Here is a 20,031-nt window from a genome sequence, read left to right as displayed (position 1 = left end):
CCGTATTTTTTATTATTTTGCTTGTTGTGCTTTCAATGATTTTAGTGCACGGGCGGAAATACGGACACGAGTTGGTTTTCCATCCACCATAATTGTTGCATTTTGCAAGTTTACATTCCATTTACGACGTGTTGCACGAAGTGAATGTGAACGTTTGTTTCCTGATAGTGTTTTTTTACCGGATACGGAACATACTCTAGGCATACCGTAACCCCCTTTCTTATCTATTTCATAACGCTTGACTATAATATCATATAGATTTTGTTTAATCAAGTATCTCAGAGAAAAATTATCACCAAAAATTCTTGTGTGAAATAACAAGCAAAAATGCACTTAACACACCATCTATCACTTTGCTATTGGACTTTATTATGATATTATGATAATAGCACAAGGAGGTTCGCTGATGGAGAAACAAATTATTGCAGCTTTAGAAATCGCGGATCATGAAGTGCGCTTGTTAGTTGGACAATTTTTCAATGGCCGATTAAATATATTAAAGGTTGAACGTGTCCCACATTTAGGTGTGGCAGGCTACTCGATCATGAGTGAAACACATGTGGTCGATTCAATTAAAAAAGCGATTGAAAATGCATCGCGAAATTTGGGGGTTGTAATTAAGCAAGTACTCTTACTTGTTCCAGGCGTCCACATGAAGCGAATTAATAAACAATTGCGCGTACCAATCACTGGGCGTATTTCTGAGAATGATGTAAAAAGAGCATATAAAGAATTATTAAACGTAAAAGCTCCTGAAGGACATATATTAACAAATGTTTTAATGAGTAAATATTTTGTGAACGGAAGTTCGACACGTAAATTACCATTAAACGAACGATGTGAAAGTTTGACTATTGAAGCAGATTGCTACTTTGGAAAACAATCCATCATTTTCCCATATGTGTCATGTGTTGAAAAATCAGGATTAAAGATTATTGATATTGTTTTAGATGACATTGGTTTTGCAAAAGAGGCTTCTTTATTCGAAGCATCGATTGACAAGCCGATTGTTGCCTTAACATTAGGTGAAAAGTTAACTAAATTATCATTATTCAGTAAAGGGATTCTCTTATCGAATGATTATATTGATCGTGGATTTGAAGTCTTTATGAAAAAAATCGAACGCACATTAAAGGTACCAACTGATGTTGTACATCGTTTGTTGTATTTTAATATCGATTTGAATAATGAAAATCCGAAAGATGACCCAATATTTATTTGGTCGACTAAATCGACATCCCATACCTTATCACAGGTAGATCTTATGAATTTAGTCGCAGATGATATTCATAAATTTGTGGGCGAAATATGTAGTAGTTGTGACCCAATTTTCGAAAATCTCGGAGAACCACGTTTTATTATCAGTGGTGAAGCAGCAGAGATTTCAGGCGTTACAGATTGTATTGAAAAAATAACAGAAGCGGAGGCGGTTACATACCGTTCTACAACATTTGGTGTAAAAGACTATGGTTTAACATCTCTTGTAGGGGCATTTTACTTTTATAAAGACCAAAGTATATTCCGTGATGTAACACTCTCAAGCGTTGATGAAGATGAGTTTAAACGAGTTGTGTTACAATATGAAAAAGATGAAGATGACTCGATTACTCAAAAACTAAAGAGCATGTTCTTTGAACGTTAGATGGAGGAGTGAACAAATATGGATGCGAATTTTGAACAAGTAGCAAGAATTAAAGTAATAGGTGTCGGTGGCGCAGGATGTAATGCGGTTAATCGCATGGTCGATGAAGGCATGAAGGGCGTAGAATTTTACGTCGCAAATACGGATTTGCAAGTGCTTAACTGTTCACCTGTAGTGAATCGTATTGAATTAGGCCGTGAAGTAACAAAAGGTCTCGGGGCAGGGGCGAATCCAGAAATGGGACGCAAAGCTGCTGTTGAGAGTGAAAATGAAATTCGTGAAGCTGTAAAAGATGCAGATATGGTATTTGTTACAGCAGGTTTAGGTGGTGGAACTGGTACGGGAGCATCTCCACTTGTTGCGAAAATTGCGCAAGAAGAGGGAGCACTTGTAGTTGGTATCGTTACAAAACCATTTACATTTGAAGGACGTCGTCGTTCAAATCAAGCGATGTCAGGTTTGGAAGAGTTGAAATCTTACGTTGATTCGCTCATTATTGTAAGCAATAATCAATTGCTCGAAGTAATCGGACGAATTCCATTCCAAGAAGCATTTAAAGAAGCAGACAATGTTTTAAGACAAGGTGTTCAAACAATTACAGATCTTATTGCTGTTCCTGCAATGATTAACCTTGACTTTGCGGATGTTCGCTCAGTTATGGCTGGACAAGGAAGTGCCTTGATTGGTATCGGTATGTCACAGGGTGAAAATAAATCAATCGAAGCAGCTCAAAAAGCGATTACTTCACCACTTTTAGAAGCGCAAATTGATGGAGCCCGTAACGCGATTGTGAACGTTACCGGTGGTGATTCAATTTCGATTCAAGATGCATCAGAAGCAGTGGATTATATTCGTGATGCAGCTGGAAATGATATTGACATTATCTTTGGTGTTGCAATTAATGAAAATATCGGAGATTCAATTATTGTAACTGTTATTGCTACTGGATTTGATGGAGCAGAAGAACCTGCACCTGAGGTCCATGCTACGCGTACTGCTGCAGAATCAAGACCAGCATATCAAACATCTCATAACAATCAGGAAGAACGTCGCACTGAAAATAACGATATTCCTGAGTTCTTTAAGACACGATAATAAACAATGTTTGATCTTTTTAAATCATAAGAACTAAAGAAAGAACACGTTTCTTTCTTTTTTTATGAAGTTATTTCTAAAGAACATACCTAGTAGCGGAGGTGATATATGCTTTCGTTATATTTAACAGGATTAATTGTATTGATAGGTTTGGCTGCTGTTTACAAAATCCTTACAAGTAGTAGCGGCAGTTTATCTTATGGTAAAGCCAAAATTCAATGGGGACGTTGATTTGGATCGTTCTCAATTTTTGCCAAGAGAAAAACTGTTGGTGCTTGGTCCGAATAAATTGACGGATGAGGAGCTTGTTGCGATTTTACTTAGGACAGGGACCCGTAATAAAAATGTTGTTTCCCTTGCTTCGGAGGTTTTAACGTCGATTGGTGGAATCCAAAATTTAATTAAAATTCAATACAGTCAACTGTCAAAGATCAAAGGAATGAAACAAGCGAAGTGTACAACTTTGCTTGCTGTACATGAATTGCTGCGAAGGATTGTGATGCCATTCCCTGGAGAAAAAATCAAACTCAGCTCATGTGATCGAATTGTTCGCTGGTTAAATCTTGAAATTGGATTTGAGGAACAGGAACTATTTCGAGTGCTTTTCTTATCAACTCAAAATAACTTGATACGTTATTTAGATTTATTTAAAGGTACAGCCGATAAGAGTTTAGTTCATCCTCGCGATGTCTTTCGGGAAGCGGTTCGATGTAATGCATCAAGGATTGTGTTGGTTCATAATCATCCAGGCGGGTCATTAAGCGCCAGTGAGGCGGATGTGGAAGTGACACGAGCCTTAATAGAGGTTGGAATGATGATTGGAATTGAAGTCGTCGACCACATTATTGTTACTTCTACAAACTCGGTTTCACTGCGCAATTTGCATCCGGTTTTGTTTGAAGAATAAGGGCTAAAACCCTTATTCTTTCATTTGTAAAAAGTTGGATTTGTAAGTATAATAAAGAAGGTGATTAAATGAAACGAAAGAATAATTTTAGACGTGTACTTATATATTTATTAACAACAGTTATTGTTTGTCTTTTTGGAATGGGATTTGTTAAAAAATCGTCATTTTATGAATCGTCAGATCGTAATTTCTTTAGTTTCATTTCGATGGTGCGTTATGGCCTTATCGATTATCCAATTGAGACAGTAAGTAATGTTGTAAGAGACACATCAATGATGTGGGATGTACGCCATGAAAATGATAAGTTAAGAACGCAATTGGAAACATCGCATCATTGGCAAACACGATTAAATGAGTTGGAGAGTGAAGTTGCAGAGTTAAAGGCTCTAAATGAGCTAAATTCAGTGTATTCAGAATATACACAAGTTAATGCGACGGTTAAAAACCGTTCATCAGAAAAATGGGATTCCGTAATTACAATTGATAAAGGGAGTCAAGACGGTGTTGCCGTAGGTGATGGTGTTGTAGCGCCTAAGGGAATTATTGGTAAGGTATTAAGTGTTGATAAAAATCAATCATTAGTAGCTTTACTTATCGCAAATGACGAAAATTCAAATGCGACGGTACAAATTGAAGTTTCTAAAGGGAATTATGTTCAAGGAATTTTGAATTCATATGACCACGAGAAAAAATTATTTTCAGTTGTTTTACTTGAATCAACATCGACCATTGCCGCAGAAATGCCTGTTTCAACTGCAAGTATAAGCAGTGTTTATCCAAGTGGATTATTTGTTGGAAAAGTTGATTCTGTTAAAAATGTTGCAGATAGTGTGGGTGTGTTAGTTTATGTAAAACCTTCTGTTGATTATAATAATATTAAATACGTATCGGTGGTGAAGAAATCATGAGAATGATTCGCTGGATGCATTTCTTGTATATTGTGGTTCTCTTGGTTCTAGATTCAATATTTAATGCCATATTTACACAATTGGGTCTAAGTTCCTTAACATTTGTGAGCAGTCTTCATTTTTTAGGGCTGATGTTATTGACTCAAAATGATTCTCAAACGGAATCGATAATTAAAGCAATTCTTTTAGGAATCTGGATGGATCTGTGCCATATTGGTTCATTTCCAATGTTTTTTGTCAGTTATTCAATCACGATAGCGCTTTTAAGGGTCTGGGACCGTTATATTGGTACTTCAACCTTTGAGTTCTTAGTCTTAGCCGTGATTGGTTTGTTTATTAAAGAAATGTTAATATTTGGCATGTTACCTCTAGTAAAAGGGGTGTCATATAGTTTAATTACTTTTATAAGTACCCGAACGTTATGGGTTATTATTGGTAATTTAATTCTGCTACCAATCGCTATGACGTTATATAAATTAATGCATCGTATGATTATGCAACGCGTTCAGAATTTATATATGCGTTAATAAAAATAGAGGGAGAAATAAATTAATGAACATTTTTCAACGTATTCAAAAATTTTTTGACGATCATTTCAGTTGGAAGCAACTTGTTCCATTTATGTTATTTTTATTAAGTGTTTTCTTATTGATGCAAACATGGGCAGTATGGCAACATGCTTTTGAATTAGCTAAGCGAATTCTTCTGCCATTTGTTATTGGCTTTGCACTTGCATATATTGTAAGACCGATTGCGGTGTTTTTTGAAAAATATAATATTAAAAGAGCAATCAGTGTTCCAATTACACTCGTTTTGTTTGTAGTTTTGATTGTACTGCTCTTTTCATCGATCTTACCATCATTGTATACAGATATTTCGCAGTTAATTGGTAATAGTATGGACGGCATACAGCAACTCTATAATTACTACAAAGAAATTAACCATAATAATCCTTCTCCATGGGCGGATGACATTTTTAAACAAGTGATGGGAATGCTTAACGGAATTGTGGGCCAGATACCTACATTGCCAGCAGCTGCTTCACAATTCCTATCAAAGATTTTTTCAACAATCACTACAGGTATTTTCTCGTTTATTATCGGGATGTATTTTGTATTCGATTATGAAAATTTTACGGGAAGTGTTTTACGCATTGCGAATAATATTTCTCCAAAACTCGGAAATTCAATTATTGTTATTGACCATGCTGTAAGTCGTTATTTAGGGACACTCGTTGTGATTATGACTATTACATGTATTGAGTACAGTTTGCTTTATTTAGCTGTCGGACATAATTATGCATTTGTTCTTGGTGTTCTAACGGCATTTGGGTTGTTAATACCTTACATTGGGCCAACAGTTGTACATGTATTAGGGATCTTAACCGCTTTAACGTTACCGTTACCGCGAGTGATTATACTTACAATTGGATTGGTTATTCTTTCAAATGTTGATGGGTATGTCGTTTCTCCTATGGTTTACTCCAAGCGTGATAAAATCGAACCGCTTTGGTCCTTATTTGCGTTTTTCGCATCAAGTGTTTTATTTGGTTTTGTAGGGATTTTAATTTCGATGCCATTATACTTCTCAATACGAGCATTATTCAACTTGAGAAAGAATAATTGGGTTATCCCTGAAGAAAATTAGTGTATAATAAAATGTGAAAAGAGGTTGTGTATGAAACGATTGATGAGTAAATTACTAGTATTGGTTATCATACTGGGGACATTGTCGGGATGCGTTCCTAGAAGTCGGAATGTCATCGTTACAAATTATCCGATTCAGTTCCTTGTTGAACGTCTTGCGGGAGAACGTGTTAACGTTCAGCGCATTGACACAGGATTAATACCTCAACAGGCAACGGTAAAAGAAGATTTTCAAGAAATTATAAAAAAAGCAGATACAATTTTTTATATTAATGAATTACAGCCTTATTGGCAACTATACTTGGATGATCTTCAAAACTCTAAATTACAGATGATTGATTTATCGGAACGTTCCATGTTATATCCATTTAAACGCTACACAAATGTTGTGGTTGATGGGCAATCGCATGCGATAGAATCCGAATATTATGAGTCTGATGCTTTTGCAGCAGTTGATCAATATGATAAAGATCCGTTTTTATGGATGGATCCTTTAGCGATGACTTCAATGGCGCGAACAATAAAAGATTGGCTTGTACAAACTTATCCGGATGAAGAAGCATACTTTACAGAGCAATTTGAAACATTAGAAGTAGAATTAACAGGGCTTCAAGCACAATATCAACTTTTACGTGATTCGGAGAAAGGTATTAAATTTGTTTCCATGACACCATCTTTTGGGAATTGGCAAAAGAGTTATAATATCGGTGTATATCCAGCGACATTATCAAAATACGGTGTTTTACCAGATGAAGATATGCTCAATGCGATCCGTGCACGGATTGCGAAGGATGGCGTACAATTTATTGCATATGAAGAGAATATGCCAGAAGAATATGTAAAATTATTTAATCAATTAAAAACAGAGTTTAATTTAACACAAATTGAATTAAGCAATCTTTATAATCTATCAGATAAAGATATCGAAGCGAATTATGATTACATCGCGAAAATGAGACTTAATCTAGAAACCCTTGAGACGATTGCTAAGTAATCCCAAGGGTTTTACTTATTTAGAAAGTAGGAAAACATGAATAAATTATTATTAATAGACGGGAATTCAATGCTTTTTAGGGCTTACTATGGAACGCTTTCAAGAGGATACATGAAGTCCAGTTCAGGTGTGGTCACCAATGCAGTATATGGCTTTTCAACAATGCTCGCTAAAGCAATAGAAATCATAAATCCTACACATGTCCTCGTGGCCTTTGATACAAAGGATAAAACATTTCGTCATGATATGTTTGATGAATATAAAGGGACTCGCAAAGAGGTTGATGAAGAATTGGTGTCTCAGTTTGCACTTGTACGTGAGTTTCTTGATGCATATCCGATTAAACGGTTTGAACTCAGTGGCTATGAGGCGGATGATATTATCGGAACAATGTCGAGAATGTATCCGGATTTCAAAGTTGAAATTTTAACCAGTGATCGTGATATGTTACAACTTATTGATGATAATGTTGATGTTTTACTTATGAAAAAAGGTTTAACAGATTTACGTCTTATGGATAAAACGAGTCTCATGGATGAAATGGGTATTGAGCCAAAACAAATTGTAGATATGAAGGCGTTAATGGGTGATACTAGCGATAACATTCCTGGAGTACCTTCGATCGGTGAGAAAACCGCACTTAAACTTCTTGGACAATATACTACTTTTGAGAACCTGTATGTGCATAAAGAAGAAATCAAAGGGAAAATGGGAGAAAAAATCCGTGAGTTTGAAGAACAAGCGAGAATGTCGTACAAATTAGCTGAAATTCATACCTCGGTACCCCTTGACATTGACCTCTCAAGTATTAAGTATGAAATACCGAATGAATCGTTAAATGCTTTCTATCGTAAATATGATATGAATTCACTTATTACCGATAATTATGACGTTGAAGTTGTTGAAAAAGAGACCATCGAATTTACTAATCTTGATTCATCTTGGAAGAAATCGATGATTGCGATTTCAATGGAACTTGATAAAAAAGGAAACCTTGAAGGGTGTTATCTTTCTGATGGTAAAGAAAACATATACTTAACATTTGGAGAAATGGTCGGCAATGAAGCCTTTAAAGCGCTTATTTCATCAGATACTTCAATAGTTGTGGATTCGTCTAAATCACTCTATCGATTCTGTTTAGAAAACAATATTGAAATTGCTAATCAATTTGATGATTTGTTACTTCTTGCATTTATAGTAAATTCGTCAATAACGACCATGGCACGATTAAAGGATGAATTTGGTTTGTGGTTCCATGAGTATGAAGGTATGGAAAAGGGTGCAGCGTTTACTCAAGCAATACTTTCACAATTCAATACACTAAAAACAGAAGCTAATAAAATTGAAGTGCTCTCTGTCTATGAAGAGATTGAAAAACCTTTAGTTCCCATTTTATCAAAGTGTGAGTTTAGAGGAATCAATGTTGATCGAAGCGTGCTTGATGAAATTGCGCTCGTGACACACCAAAAAATCGAGACACTGAGCAACCAAGTCTATGAACTTGCAGGGATGGAATTCAATTTAAATTCGCCAAAACAGCTTGCTGAGGTGTTGTTTGATCATCTAAAATTGCCTACGAAAAAGAAACGATCAACTGCAGTTGATGTACTTGAAGGCTTGATTGAAGAACATGCAATAATAGCTCCAATTTTGGAGTATCGAAAGTACCAAAAACTTTACAGTACTTATGCTGTAGGATTAACAAAGCATATCCATGCTGATGGAAAAATTCATACTTCTTTTAATCAACATGCAACACAAACCGGTCGTTTGTCTTCAAGTGACCCAAATTTACAAAATATTTCGGTTCGTGATGAAGAGACACGGATGATTCGGAAAGCTTTTGTAGCATCCGAAGGTTGTACCTTAATGTCCATCGATTATTCTCAAATTGAGCTTCGTGTACTCTCTTACTTAGCTGATGAAAAACGTATGATGGAAGCATTTAATGGTGGTCATGATATTCACTCCGAAACTGCGAAAGCGATATTTGGTGTTGATGATGTAACAAGTACGATGCGACGTCAAGCAAAAAGTGTTAACTTTGGTATCGTTTATGGCATGTCAGAATATGGACTTTCAAAACAATTGGATATCACTATTCCAGAAGCACGTCATTTTATAACACGATATAATGAAATTTACCCTAACATTACAAAATATATGGATTCTGTCGTTGAAGACTGTTTGCGTGACGGTTATGTCAAGACACTCTTTAATCGCCGTCGTTATATTCCTGAAATCTACGATGCCAATCGTGCAGTGAAAGATTTTGGAAAACGTGCAGCGATGAATGCGCCGATTCAAGGTACAGCAGCAGATATTATCAAAATTGCAATGATTAAAGCAGACGAATTATTAACGTCAAACAATTACAAATCGTCAATGATCCTACAAGTTCATGATGAACTAGTATTCGATGTTTATGACGATGAACTGGAACAAATTCAAGATTTAATGGTATCTGTTATGGAGCACATTGTCTCATGGCCTATTGATTTGAATGTTTCTGTGGATACAGGTAAGGATTGGTATTAATTATGCCTGAATTACCAGAAGTTGAGACAATTATACGCACCCTTGAGAAGTCTCTCAAAGGTAAACAAATTGATTCAATCAATTTTATTTATCCAAAACTGCTCGAAGATCAATCAGAGTATTCACTCGAGAATCTCGTCGGATCAAACTTTAAAGCGTTTCATCGTCGAGGGAAATACCTCTGGTTTGAGATGTCGAATGGTTTACATTGGATTCTTCACTTAAGAATGGAAGGGAAGTTTCATCTTTATGATTACGATAAAGCACCATCTAAGCACACTCACTGTGTTATTAATTATGATGGGGGCACGATTCACTATTTAGATACACGAAAATTTTCACGGATGGCTGTCGTGAAAGACCCGCTGAAATATTTAGAAACGAAAAACTTAGGTTATGAACCGTTTGACTCAAATTTAAATGGTGAATACGTCTATCAGAAAATTCATCATTCCAAACGCGTTATGAAATCAATATTATTAGATCAAAGCATCATTGCCGGAATTGGTAATATTTATGCAGATGAAATTCTTTTTGAAACTCAAATTCACCCACTAACTACGGGTTCGAAAATAACAATGAAACAGTGCGACTCACTCGTAGAGACGACGAAAATTATCCTTCGTAACGCTATTAAAGCTGGAGGAACAACTGTGCGTTCATACACTTCATCGCTTAACGTATCAGGACGGTTTCAAATTAACCTTAATGCATATGGGAGAGCAGGCGATCCGTGTTCACGATGTAATTCAATTATGAAACGCATCGTTGTATCCGGTCGATCAACTGTATTTTGTGAAAAATGTCAGAAGGTACAAGTATGAAAATAGGAATAACAGGAACAATTGGCTCAGGAAAGTCGAGTGTAAGTCATCATATCGTTGATCTGGGTTATCAGGTGTATGATATGGATCGTTTAACACATTCATTTTATGAACCAGAGGGTATTCTATATGAGTATATTATCGAATTATTGGGACCTGAAATTCTCCGGGTTGATAAAACGGTGGATCGTCAGTTGATGTCAAAAATATTATTTACGAATACTAATTTACTTGAACAACTTGAAAAAAAAGTTTTCTCTGAAGTTAGAGTATTTATCCAAGATATTCATGATGATAAAAATTCGATGATATTTTTCGAAGTTCCGCTTCTTTTTGAGTCAAAGATGGAAGATTTATTTGACTGTATTATCATGGTCAGTGCAGACTATGATGTTCGCATCAAAAGGTTATTAAATCGTGGCATGAAGACTGATGATATCAATCTAAGAATGAATCGACAGTATTCGGAAAAGATAAAAGAAGAAAAATCAGACTATATTCTATATAATAATAGTACGGTTGTTGATTTAAATCAGGAAACTGAGAAATTAATTAAAAAAATAAAAAAAGGAGGAGTCAATTGATGCAAGAAGTCGTATATAAAACAAATGTAGATTTTAAAATAGCCCCTGATCAAATGGAGTCATTGATCCTCTTATATCAACCCCTTTTTTCATATCCTGCATTAAGTTTATATTTGACACTATATGAGTTTGGTCAATTTGAGTCGGAGGTGCCAATTAAATCATTGACACATATGTTACACCTTGGGACTTCTGACTTAAACAATTATCGAAAAGAGTTAGAGCGTTTTGCACTTATTCGAACGTATGATACGGGTGTTTTAACCCTTGTTCTGACACCACCGCTAAGCCCTCATGATTTCTTACAGCATCCTACCTTTGGAAGACTCTATGCAATTGTACGCGGAAATGAAGCTTTTATTGAGGTTTGTTCACGTTACCGTAAAAGAAATTGTGTTGAATTGGATAATGAAATATCGGCAAGTTTTGATTTGTCTCGATTATCATCTTGGGATGAGTCGTTAGAAGAATCATATACATCAAAACGCGCTGAAGGAACAGATACAGATCGTAAGCATAAATTCGACGTTGAGGGCTTCTTTAAGTCGATCAGTAATGTGATGTATCCACGAGCATTTCGAACTGAAGATGTTCGTGAAAAAGTAGGGGTGTTTGGTTCTTTCTATAATCTAAACTACTTAGATATGAAATCTGTATTAATGGCTTCAACAAATTTTGAAACCGGTGATTTCGATTCGAAAAAGTTTCAGTATCTCATAGAAAAAAATCACGGAACACAAAGTGTTGAAAGTGTTTCTGATCCTTACGAACTTGATCCTGTCAGCTTCTTGGCTTATAAACAGGAAGATACATTCATCATTGACGCGGATCGAAAACTGTTAAAATCTTTAGAGCATAATTTCGGTTTTGATAACAAAGTCATTAATGTACTTGTAGAGTATATTCTAGAAACAAATGACAAAAACTTAAACAGAGGATTTGTTGAAAAGGTCGCATCATCATGGAAACGTCGTGGTGTAAAATCATTGGAGGACGCTCTTAAAGAACGTGAAGCGCCAAATCCTTCAAATACTAAGCGTGTACCGAAACCAAAGGTTGAAGTTGTAGCGCCAACCTATTCCACAGATACTACAATTGATAAAGATGTTGATGAACTAAAATCTCGATTAAAAGGGATGTTAAGTAAAGGAGAGATCTAGATGAGTTTACGTAATCTAAAATTTGAGTTATCCGATGAACAAGTTCAAAAGCGTGTCGAAACGTTTGAACGTTTACGTATCTTACCAGAAATAATCGATTTTATGGAACGATTTGAGTGTCCTGATTCGATTGTCGAAGCGAATGCGTTTCAATTCAAAAATTGGGTTCTAAATAAACGAAAAGCTGAATCATACTCAGCCCACGAACTTGAAAATGATCCAAGTTTGGGTCAATATGTAGACCTAATTTACGATCAATCAACAGGGATATTATCAGAACAGATTTTTGAACTTCCAATTGTTCGGGAAATTGCGGAAGAAAATGCTTATTTAAGTCAGTATGTTATCTTTGATTTACCACTTAGTTTACACGATGCATTATTTTCAAAAATATCAATTGAAAATGAAAACCCAAATTATTTAGGTGTTCTCGAAGATATGATTAACTTTGTTGAAAATGACAAACCAGGATATTATCTTTATGGCAATTTGGGTATTGGAAAGAGTTATTTAAGTGCGTGTGTTTCAAATGACTTTGCTAAGAGTGGTCGAAATGTGGCATTTATTCACGTACCAAAACTTATGAGTCATTTAAAGCAATTATTTACACATCCAAATGAGATGGAATATACGTTAAGAAAGTTAAGAAAAGTACCTTTACTTGTTTTGGATGATTTGGGAGCGGAACCAATCACGTCATGGAGTCGTGATGAAATCTTATTGTCGATTTTAAATGAACGCCTTGAAAACAAAAAAAAGACGATTATAACAAGTAATTACAGTCCTGACATGCTTGTTGACTTATATAAACTCGATAATAAGGGGACATCTGATGAGATTCGAGCTAAAAGATTAGTAGATCGTATCCATGCTTTAACAATCCCATATGAAATGGTGGGTCAAAATCGACGAAACAAGTAATTTATCAACATTTTGTAGAGAAATAGCAATAAAATAGTGGTATGATTACAAGAGAGGTGAATTATGAAGAAGATTGGCATATTAACTTCAGGTGGTGATGCTCCGGGCATGAATGCAGCGATTCGTGCCGTTGTCCGTTCTGGTATTTCAGCCGGACTTGAAGTATTTGGTGTTTTTGACGGATACGAAGGCTTAGTAAACGATAATATTCGTAAGCTAAGTCGTGGTGATGTTAGTGACATTATTATTCAAGGTGGAACAATTTTAGGGAGTGCACGTCTTGAGGACTTTAAGCTTCTTGAAGTTCGTGAAAAAGCTGTAGCGAACTTAGAGAAACACGGTATTGAAGGTTTGGTTGTCATAGGCGGTGATGGAAGTTACCGTGGTGCGATGGCACTTACAGAGATGGGGATTAACTGTATTGGAATTCCAGGTACCATTGACAATGATATTGCATCTACTGATTACACGATTGGTTTTGATACAGCATTGAATACAGTTATTCTTAATGTTGATAAGCTCCGTGATACTTCGAGTTCACACCATCGTTGTTCAGTTGTTGAGGTTATGGGAAATCGATGTGGTGATTTAGCCCTCTATGCTGGACTAACTACAGGTGCGGAAGTAATTATTACAAAAGAAACAGGATATGATGAATCAGAAGTATTAGAACGCTTAAGCAAAATTGAAGAAGTGAAGAAAAAACGACATGCAATTGTTATCATTAGTGAAAAAATAACAGATGTAGAACTTCTAGCGCAAAAGATTTCAAGACATACTGGTTTTTCTGGCCGTTCAACTGTTTTAGGTCATATACAACGTGGTGGATCACCGACAGCGCGTGACCGTATTTTAGCAACACAATTCGGTGATAAGGCAGTAAGACTGCTTATCGCAGGTGATGGCGGAAAATGCGTCAGCATCTTAAACGAAGAAATAGTAGCAATCGATATTGATGAAGCATTGAAAATGCCTAAAAAATCAAGTAGAGCGCTGTTTGAATTACATGACAGATTGGTATAGGAGGATAAACAATATGCATGAAATGAAAAAAACTAAGATTATTTGTACTATCGGACCCGCTTCCGAATCACCAGAGATGATTGAAAAACTCGCAAACGAAGGAATGAATATCGTTCGCTTTAACTTCTCACACGATGTTCAAGAAAATCATTTGCGTCGTATGAAAGTTGTTCGCGAAGTTAGCGATCGAATTGGTATTAACCTAGGGATTCTTTTAGACACTAAAGGTCCAGAAATCCGCTGTGGCGATATGGAAAACGGTGCACTTGAATTTGCAGAGGGCGATATTGTTCGTGTAGGTTTTGATGCAGATTATTTAGGAAATAAAGAACGCTTTACTTTATTAGTACCAGAAGTTTATGAAGATGTTAAAGTTGACGATTACCTACTTATTGATGACGGTAAAATGAAACTAACAGTTATTGATAAAAAAGATGGTGATCTTGTATGTCGTATCGACAATCCTGGTCTTATTAAAACACGTAAAGGTGTTAACGTACCTAACGTAGTGTTAAGTATGCCTTTCCTTTCTGAAAAAGACCGTGCAGATATCACATTTGGTGCGGTTAATGGTATTGACTATGTTGCGGCATCATTTGTTAGACGTGCACAAGACGTTCTAGATATTCGTGAAGTTATTGAAGCAGCTGGAAAACCCGATATCCAAATCATTGTTAAGATTGAAAACCAAGAAGGATTCGATAACATCGAAAGCATTCTTGAAGTTGCAGATGGTGTGATGGTTGCTCGTGGGGACTTAGGTGTTGAAGTAAGTACACACTTAGTTCCAATTTACCAAAAACAAATCATTAAAACAGCAAACAGAATGGGTAAACCTGTAGTTACAGCGACTCATATGCTTGAATCGATGCAACAAAACCCACGTCCAACACGTGCAGAGGCAAGTGATGTTGCGAATGCAATTTTAGATGGTACAGATGCAATTATGCTTTCAGGTGAATCTGCAGTTGGGGCATACCCAGTTGAAGCTGTACGTACAATGGCAGAAATTGCGATTGCAATGGAAGAAATTATCCCTTACCGTGATCGTTTACGTCATTCAATTAAATCATCAAAACGAACAATTCAAGATTCAATCGGGATTTCAATTGCTGAAACAGCATTAAACCTTGATGATGTTGCTGCGGTAATTGCATTTACTCAAAGCGGTTCAACTGCTAAACGTATCTCAAAATATCGTCCAAACGTTCCTGTGATTGCTGTTACTTTCACTAAAGAAGTACAAAATCGACTTGAAATTGTTTGGGGTGTGAAACCAGTTGTTTCAGATATTCGAAATGAAATGACAAATGATGATGAAATTGCAAATACAATTGCTAAAAACTTCGGAATCGAACCAGGTAAAAAAGTTATTATTGCTGCTGGATACCCAACAGGTACCGGTAATACAAATACAATGAAAATTATTGAAATAAAATAAGGAGATTGTTATGAATAAATATATCGGAGTTGATTTAGGCGGTACAAATGTACGTGTGGCTGTTATTGATGAAGATGGAAAGATTCATGAGCAAGTTAAGAGCGAATCATACGCACTTGAGGGACCTGAAGTTGTTTTAGATAATATCATTTCGATGATAAAAAATTTAAAGCAATTTGATGAATGTGTTGGAATTGGACTGGGTTTACCCGGTCCAGTGAACACAGAACTCGGGTGCGTAACCTTATCTACAAACATGAAAGGGTTTACGGAGTATCCGGTAATCGATTATCTCAAAAAACATATAGATTTACCAATCTATATGGATAATGATGCAAACGTTGCAGGTCTTGCTGAAGCACTCGTTGGTGCAGGTAAAGGCAATAATGTTGTGTATTATTTAACGCATTCTACAGGTATTGGGGGAGCACTTGTATTTAATGGACAAGTGCTTTCTGGTCACAAGGGGTATGCGGGGGAAGTCGGTAATATCGTGATTGATCGTGAACGTGTTCGACGGTCGGACATTAATACTTTAAATGCGGGTGCGGTTGAAAATGAAGCAAGTGGTTCGGCATTAGTTCGTAAAGCTCAAGAATTGATTGATCCAAAGATTCAGTCTGCAGAAGAAATTTTCACCTTAATGGAACAAGGAAATGAACAGGCAATTCAACTAATTGATGAAATGTCCTACGATTTCGCTATGATGCTCTCTTCAATTGCGCATGTATGTAATCCACATGTTTTTGTAATTGGTGGTGGTGTTACGAAATCGAAAAACTTATATTGGGACCGTATGATCGGTTATTATCAGGATCTCGTTCATGAACAAATGAGAGATACACAATTTGTTGAAGCGAAGTTGGATGAACCTGGTGTAATTGGTGCGGCGATGTTGTGTTACTCGAAAGAAGGTCACAGATAATGAATGATTTATTAAAAAAATATGCTAAATTAGCGGTTTGTTCAGGTGTAAATGTACAAAAAGGACAAACAGTTTTAGTAAATGTTAAAGCTGAGCACTATGAATTTGCTCGTTTAATTGTAGAGGAAGCTTATGCAGCAGGTGCTAAAAAAGTTGTTATCAAATTTGGTGATGATCATATTGCGAAAATGCATGTTCAAAATCAAGATATTGAAACACTTACCGATATTCCACAATGGCTTATTGATGAATACGATAGTTATTTAGATGAAGATTTATGTCGTCTCTCTATCTATGCACCATCACCTGGGCTTATGGCTGATGTAGACGGTGATAAACTGGCTGCACAAGCTAAAGCACAAGCGCAGGCTTTAAAACGTATGCGAGAGTATACGATGGCAAATCGAGGTCAGTGGTCATTAGTATCACTTCCAACCAAAGAATGGGCACACGTAGTTTTCCCAGATCTTGAGATTGAAGAAGCATATGAAAAACTGTTAGAAGCTATTCTTTATGCTGTACGTATTAATGAAAGTGATGATCCAGTTGAAGCATGGGAAAAACATAATGCAAAACTGTCACATCAAAATCAAATTTTAAACGACTACAATTTTAAATCGCTGCATTTCAAAAATGGTAAGGGAACTGATATTGTAGTTGGATTGGTCGATAATCATGTATGGGCTGGTGGTGAAGAAGTATCAGAACGCGGATATACATTTAATCCAAATATGCCGACTGAGGAATCATTTACCATGCCTGATCGCCTAAATGTAAATGGTATTGTATATAGCACAAAACCATTAAACTATAATGGAAAGCTTATTGATGAATTCTGGTTGAAATTCGTTGATGGAAAAGTTGTTGAGTTTGACGCGAAACAAGAACGCGAAACATTAGAACAACTTTTAAACACGGATGAAGGAAGCCGTCACATTGGTGAAATTGCACTCATTTCGCATCAATCACCCATTTCCGATCTGAATATTCTATTCTATAACACGCTTTTTGATGAAAATGCTTCATGTCATATGGCCTTAGGTCGTGCTTACCCAATGAATCTTAAAGGTGGTACCGAGATGACTGGTGAAGAATTACTTGCACATAATGCGAATGATTCATTAAATCATGAAGACTTTATGTTTGGTAGTGAGGATATGAGTGTTGTAGGAACGACACACGATGGTAAAACTATTATCGTATTTAATGAAGGTAATTTTGTAATTTAGTTGATATTTCTTTACTATTGATGTATAAATAATATATAAACAGTGAAGAGGACAAAAATACGTTGTTTTGAACTAGAGAGTGAAGTGGTTGGTGAAAACTTCTCGTAGAATATGCGTATTTACCACCTCAGAGTTGGATTTTAGAAAAAATCCCGTATTCTGGCGTTAACAGTTTAAGTGCACAATTTAAATTGTGAATTAAAGGTGGTACCGCGTAAATTCGTCCTTTTGGATGGATTTACGTTTTTTCTTTATTATAGAGGAGGTTATTATGGTAAATATTAGAGAAGACGAACGTCTAAATATCTTGAATCACTCATCAGCACACTTACTTGCTCATGCTGTGAAGCGTCTGTATCCTGAAGCGAAATTCTGGGTTGGACCTGTAATTGAAGATGGTTTTTATTATGACATGGATTTAGGAGATCAAGTTTTAACAGAAGAGGACTTACCTAAAATCGAGTCAATGATGCGTAAAATTGCGAAAGAAGACAAGCGCATTACACGTGAAGAGTTAACAAAAGAAGAAGCTTTAGAAATTTTCAAAGACGATTCCTATAAGATCGATATCATCAACAATCTTGAGGATGATGCAACAATATCAGCATACCGTCAAGCAGAATTCATTGACTTATGTCGTGGACCGCATGTTGAAACGACAAAGAAAATGAAATATTTCAAACTTCTTAAAGTTTCTGGAGCATATTGGAAAGGTGATTCCAATAACAAAATGCTTCAACGTGTCTACGGAATTACATTTGAAACTGAAGAAGATCTTAATCAGTATCTTGAATGGCTAGAAGCAGCCAAAGCACGTGATCATAAAAAACTTGGTAAAGAACTTGAACTCTTCATGATGAGTGAATTTGGCCCGGGTTTCCCATTTTGGTTACCAAATGGTATGACATTGCGTCATGCTTTGGATGAGTATTACTACAATGCACACATCAAACGTGGCTATGTATTTACACAAACTCCAACGATGTTAAATAAAGAATTGTGGGAAGTCTCAGGTCACTGGGAAAATTATCGCGAAAATATGTATACATCAACTATTGATGATCGCGAGTTCGCAATCAAACCTATGAATTGTCCTGGAGGAATGCTCGTCTATAAAAACGGTTTGCATTCATATCGTGATTTACCAATTCGTCTTGCTGAGATGGGTCATGTTCATCGTCACGAGGCAAGTGGGGCATTAAATGGGTTATTCCGTGTTCGTTCCTTTACTCAAGATGATGCTCACTTGTTTATGCGTGAAGATCAATTACAAGATGAAATTGTTGAAATTTTAGATTTCATTAATGAAATTTATTCGACATTTGGTCTTTCTTACTCAATTGAATTATCAACGCGTCCTGAGGACAAATACATTGGTGATATTGATGTTTGGGATCGATCAGAACAAGCGCTTAAAGAGGCTTGTATGGCCGCTGGTGTCGACTTTAAGATTAATGAGGGCGATGGTGCTTTCTATGGTCCTAAACTAGACTTCAAAGTAAGAGATTCTTTAAACCGAGTATGGCAATGTGGTACTGTCCAATTGGATATGAACCTTCCTGAACGTTTTGACCTCACATATGTTGCGGAAGATGGAAAGAAAAAACGTCCAATCATGCTCCACCGTGCAATTTTTGGGTCAATTGAACGCTTTATTGGTATTCTGATTGAGCATTTTGCAGGTGGTTTCCCACTGTGGATGGCACCAAAACAAATAGAAATCATTCCAGTAAATACGGAATTCCATATGGATTATGCAAACGAAGTCTGCGATCTTCTTTTAGAAAAAGGTATTCGTGCACATGTTGATGGCCGTAATGAAAAATTAGGTTATCGTTTACGTGAAGCGCAAAAGAATAAAATTCCACTTCAATTAATTATTGGAGATCAAGAAATCGAAGATCGTAGTGTTAACGTACGCCGTTATGGTGAACGAGCACAAAATCCATTTGATTTAGATGTATTCATGCAAATGGTTGAAAACGAAATCAGTACACGTTATATCCATAAAATTGAAAAATAACAAATTTTACAGTATTTAGAATTGCTTGAATTGAGTATTAATGCAGGGATGTGTTAATACTCTTTTTTTGTTCTATTCTTGTATTGTTTGGCGGTGCTTTTGAATTTATTCCTACATAAATGATACCGGTTACATTTATTTGTGACATTTCTATTGATTATCAATATAAAA

18 protein-coding genes and 1 other annotated feature are annotated in these 20,031 nt (G+C 36.1%); of the genes, 17 read left to right on the top strand and 1 reads right to left on the bottom strand.

Annotated features, from left to right (window positions below):
- Positions 1–12 precede the first annotated feature (12 nt).
- The gene (gene rpmB / locus EL194_RS08340; RefSeq protein WP_013853067.1) at positions 13–204 is read right to left on the bottom strand and encodes a 50S ribosomal protein L28; all 192 of its coding nucleotides are present in this window, start codon (positions 202–204) and stop codon (positions 13–15) included.
- Between the two features lie 202 nt (positions 205–406).
- Between rpmB and EL194_RS08335 the strand changes: the two genes are divergently transcribed.
- The 17 genes from EL194_RS08335 to thrS all read left to right on the top strand — a co-directional run bounded on the left by EL194_RS08335 (position 407) and on the right by thrS (position 19,860).
- Positions 407–1,642, top strand: a complete 1,236-nt coding sequence (locus EL194_RS08335; protein WP_034886587.1) for a cell division protein FtsA — start codon at positions 407–409, stop codon at positions 1,640–1,642.
- Between the two features lie 18 nt (positions 1,643–1,660).
- Positions 1,661–2,737, top strand: coding sequence for a cell division protein FtsZ (ftsZ, locus tag EL194_RS08330; RefSeq protein ID WP_003773946.1), 1,077 nt, complete (start codon positions 1,661–1,663; stop codon positions 2,735–2,737).
- Positions 2,738–2,936: 199 nt separating this feature from the next.
- Positions 2,937–3,644, top strand: a complete 708-nt coding sequence (radC, locus tag EL194_RS08325) for a RadC family protein (protein ID WP_003773944.1) — start codon at positions 2,937–2,939, stop codon at positions 3,642–3,644.
- Between the two features lie 68 nt (positions 3,645–3,712).
- Entirely contained in the window at positions 3,713–4,552 is an 840-nt protein-coding gene (gene mreC, locus EL194_RS08320; RefSeq protein WP_003773942.1) for a rod shape-determining protein MreC, read from the top strand.
- Positions 4,549–5,079, top strand: a complete 531-nt coding sequence (locus tag EL194_RS08315) for a hypothetical protein (RefSeq protein ID WP_003773940.1) — start codon at positions 4,549–4,551, stop codon at positions 5,077–5,079. The genes mreC and EL194_RS08315 overlap by 4 nt, the downstream gene beginning before the upstream one ends.
- 25 nt (positions 5,080–5,104) lie before the next feature.
- Positions 5,105–6,199, top strand: a complete 1,095-nt coding sequence (locus tag EL194_RS08310) for an AI-2E family transporter (protein WP_003773938.1) — start codon at positions 5,105–5,107, stop codon at positions 6,197–6,199.
- 30 nt (positions 6,200–6,229) lie between these two features.
- Entirely contained in the window at positions 6,230–7,192 is a 963-nt protein-coding gene (locus EL194_RS08305; protein ID WP_003773936.1) for a metal ABC transporter substrate-binding protein, read from the top strand.
- A 36-nt stretch (positions 7,193–7,228) separates the two neighbouring features.
- Positions 7,229–9,730 (top strand): DNA polymerase I, encoded by a 2,502-nt coding sequence (gene polA / locus EL194_RS08300; protein WP_003773932.1) that lies wholly within the window; start codon positions 7,229–7,231, stop codon positions 9,728–9,730.
- A gap of 2 nt (positions 9,731–9,732) precedes the next feature.
- The gene (gene mutM / locus EL194_RS08295; RefSeq protein WP_003773930.1) at positions 9,733–10,554 is read left to right on the top strand and encodes a bifunctional DNA-formamidopyrimidine glycosylase/DNA-(apurinic or apyrimidinic site) lyase; all 822 of its coding nucleotides are present in this window, start codon (positions 9,733–9,735) and stop codon (positions 10,552–10,554) included.
- Positions 10,551–11,138 (top strand): dephospho-CoA kinase, encoded by a 588-nt coding sequence (coaE, locus tag EL194_RS08290; protein WP_034886584.1) that lies wholly within the window; start codon positions 10,551–10,553, stop codon positions 11,136–11,138. The genes mutM and coaE overlap by 4 nt, the downstream gene beginning before the upstream one ends.
- Positions 11,138–12,298, top strand: a complete 1,161-nt coding sequence (locus tag EL194_RS08285; RefSeq protein WP_003773926.1) for a DnaD domain protein — start codon at positions 11,138–11,140, stop codon at positions 12,296–12,298. The genes coaE and EL194_RS08285 overlap by 1 nt, the downstream gene beginning before the upstream one ends.
- A complete protein-coding gene (locus EL194_RS08280) occupies positions 12,299–13,219 on the top strand; it encodes an ATP-binding protein (RefSeq protein ID WP_003773924.1) in 921 nt (306 codons plus the stop codon). It begins immediately after the preceding gene.
- A gap of 63 nt (positions 13,220–13,282) precedes the next feature.
- On the top strand, positions 13,283–14,242 hold the full coding sequence (gene pfkA, locus EL194_RS08275; protein WP_003773923.1) for a 6-phosphofructokinase: 960 nt from the start codon (positions 13,283–13,285) through the stop codon (positions 14,240–14,242).
- 13 nt (positions 14,243–14,255) lie between these two features.
- Positions 14,256–15,683 carry a pyruvate kinase gene (gene pyk, locus EL194_RS08270; protein ID WP_013853055.1) on the top strand — a complete coding sequence of 476 codons (1,428 nt, stop codon included), beginning with the start codon at positions 14,256–14,258 and terminating at the stop codon, positions 15,681–15,683.
- A gap of 10 nt (positions 15,684–15,693) precedes the next feature.
- The gene (locus EL194_RS08265; RefSeq protein ID WP_003773921.1) at positions 15,694–16,608 is read left to right on the top strand and encodes an ROK family protein; all 915 of its coding nucleotides are present in this window, start codon (positions 15,694–15,696) and stop codon (positions 16,606–16,608) included.
- A complete protein-coding gene (locus EL194_RS08260) occupies positions 16,608–17,837 on the top strand; it encodes an aminopeptidase (protein WP_003773920.1) in 1,230 nt (409 codons plus the stop codon). The genes EL194_RS08265 and EL194_RS08260 overlap by 1 nt, the downstream gene beginning before the upstream one ends.
- A 33-nt stretch (positions 17,838–17,870) precedes the next feature.
- Positions 17,871–18,068, top strand: a binding site (T-box leader).
- Positions 18,069–18,108: 40 nt separating this feature from the next.
- Positions 18,109–19,860, top strand: coding sequence for a threonine--tRNA ligase (gene thrS, locus EL194_RS08255; RefSeq protein WP_034886582.1), 1,752 nt, complete (start codon positions 18,109–18,111; stop codon positions 19,858–19,860).
- Positions 19,861–20,031 lie beyond the last annotated feature (171 nt).

The sequence above is a fragment of the Erysipelothrix rhusiopathiae genome, from assembly GCF_900637845.1.
Lineage (GTDB): Bacteria > Bacillota_I > Bacilli_A > Erysipelotrichales > Erysipelotrichaceae > Erysipelothrix > Erysipelothrix rhusiopathiae.
The sequence above is the reverse complement of the archived record's forward strand: the minus strand, read 5'-3'. Positions and strand labels throughout refer to the sequence as shown.

Bases quoted from the DNA above. Each gene is read 5' to 3' on its own strand.
- pyk (WP_013853055.1), top strand. From the start codon at position 14,256: ATGCATGAAATGAAAAAAACTAAGATTATTTGTACTATCGGACCCGCT.
- coaE (WP_034886584.1), top strand. From the start codon at position 10,551: ATGAAAATAGGAATAACAGGAACAATTGGCTCAGGAAAGTCGAGTGTA.
- EL194_RS08260 (WP_003773920.1), top strand. From the start codon at position 16,608: ATGAATGATTTATTAAAAAAATATGCTAAATTAGCGGTTTGTTCAGGT.
- EL194_RS08305 (WP_003773936.1), top strand. From the start codon at position 6,230: ATGAAACGATTGATGAGTAAATTACTAGTATTGGTTATCATACTGGGG.
- EL194_RS08310 (WP_003773938.1), top strand. From the start codon at position 5,105: ATGAACATTTTTCAACGTATTCAAAAATTTTTTGACGATCATTTCAGT.
- EL194_RS08335 (WP_034886587.1), top strand. From the start codon at position 407: ATGGAGAAACAAATTATTGCAGCTTTAGAAATCGCGGATCATGAAGTG.
- EL194_RS08315 (WP_003773940.1), top strand. From the start codon at position 4,549: ATGAGAATGATTCGCTGGATGCATTTCTTGTATATTGTGGTTCTCTTG.
- mreC (WP_003773942.1), top strand. From the start codon at position 3,713: ATGAAACGAAAGAATAATTTTAGACGTGTACTTATATATTTATTAACA.
- EL194_RS08285 (WP_003773926.1), top strand. From the start codon at position 11,138: ATGCAAGAAGTCGTATATAAAACAAATGTAGATTTTAAAATAGCCCCT.
- radC (WP_003773944.1), top strand. From the start codon at position 2,937: ATGGTAAAGCCAAAATTCAATGGGGACGTTGATTTGGATCGTTCTCAA.
- ftsZ (WP_003773946.1), top strand. From the start codon at position 1,661: ATGGATGCGAATTTTGAACAAGTAGCAAGAATTAAAGTAATAGGTGTC.
- thrS (WP_034886582.1), top strand. From the start codon at position 18,109: ATGGTAAATATTAGAGAAGACGAACGTCTAAATATCTTGAATCACTCA.
- EL194_RS08265 (WP_003773921.1), top strand. From the start codon at position 15,694: ATGAATAAATATATCGGAGTTGATTTAGGCGGTACAAATGTACGTGTG.
- mutM (WP_003773930.1), top strand. From the start codon at position 9,733: ATGCCTGAATTACCAGAAGTTGAGACAATTATACGCACCCTTGAGAAG.
- polA (WP_003773932.1), top strand. From the start codon at position 7,229: ATGAATAAATTATTATTAATAGACGGGAATTCAATGCTTTTTAGGGCT.
- rpmB (WP_013853067.1), bottom strand. From the start codon at position 204: ATGCCTAGAGTATGTTCCGTATCCGGTAAAAAAACACTATCAGGAAAC.
- pfkA (WP_003773923.1), top strand. From the start codon at position 13,283: ATGAAGAAGATTGGCATATTAACTTCAGGTGGTGATGCTCCGGGCATG.
- EL194_RS08280 (WP_003773924.1), top strand. From the start codon at position 12,299: ATGAGTTTACGTAATCTAAAATTTGAGTTATCCGATGAACAAGTTCAA.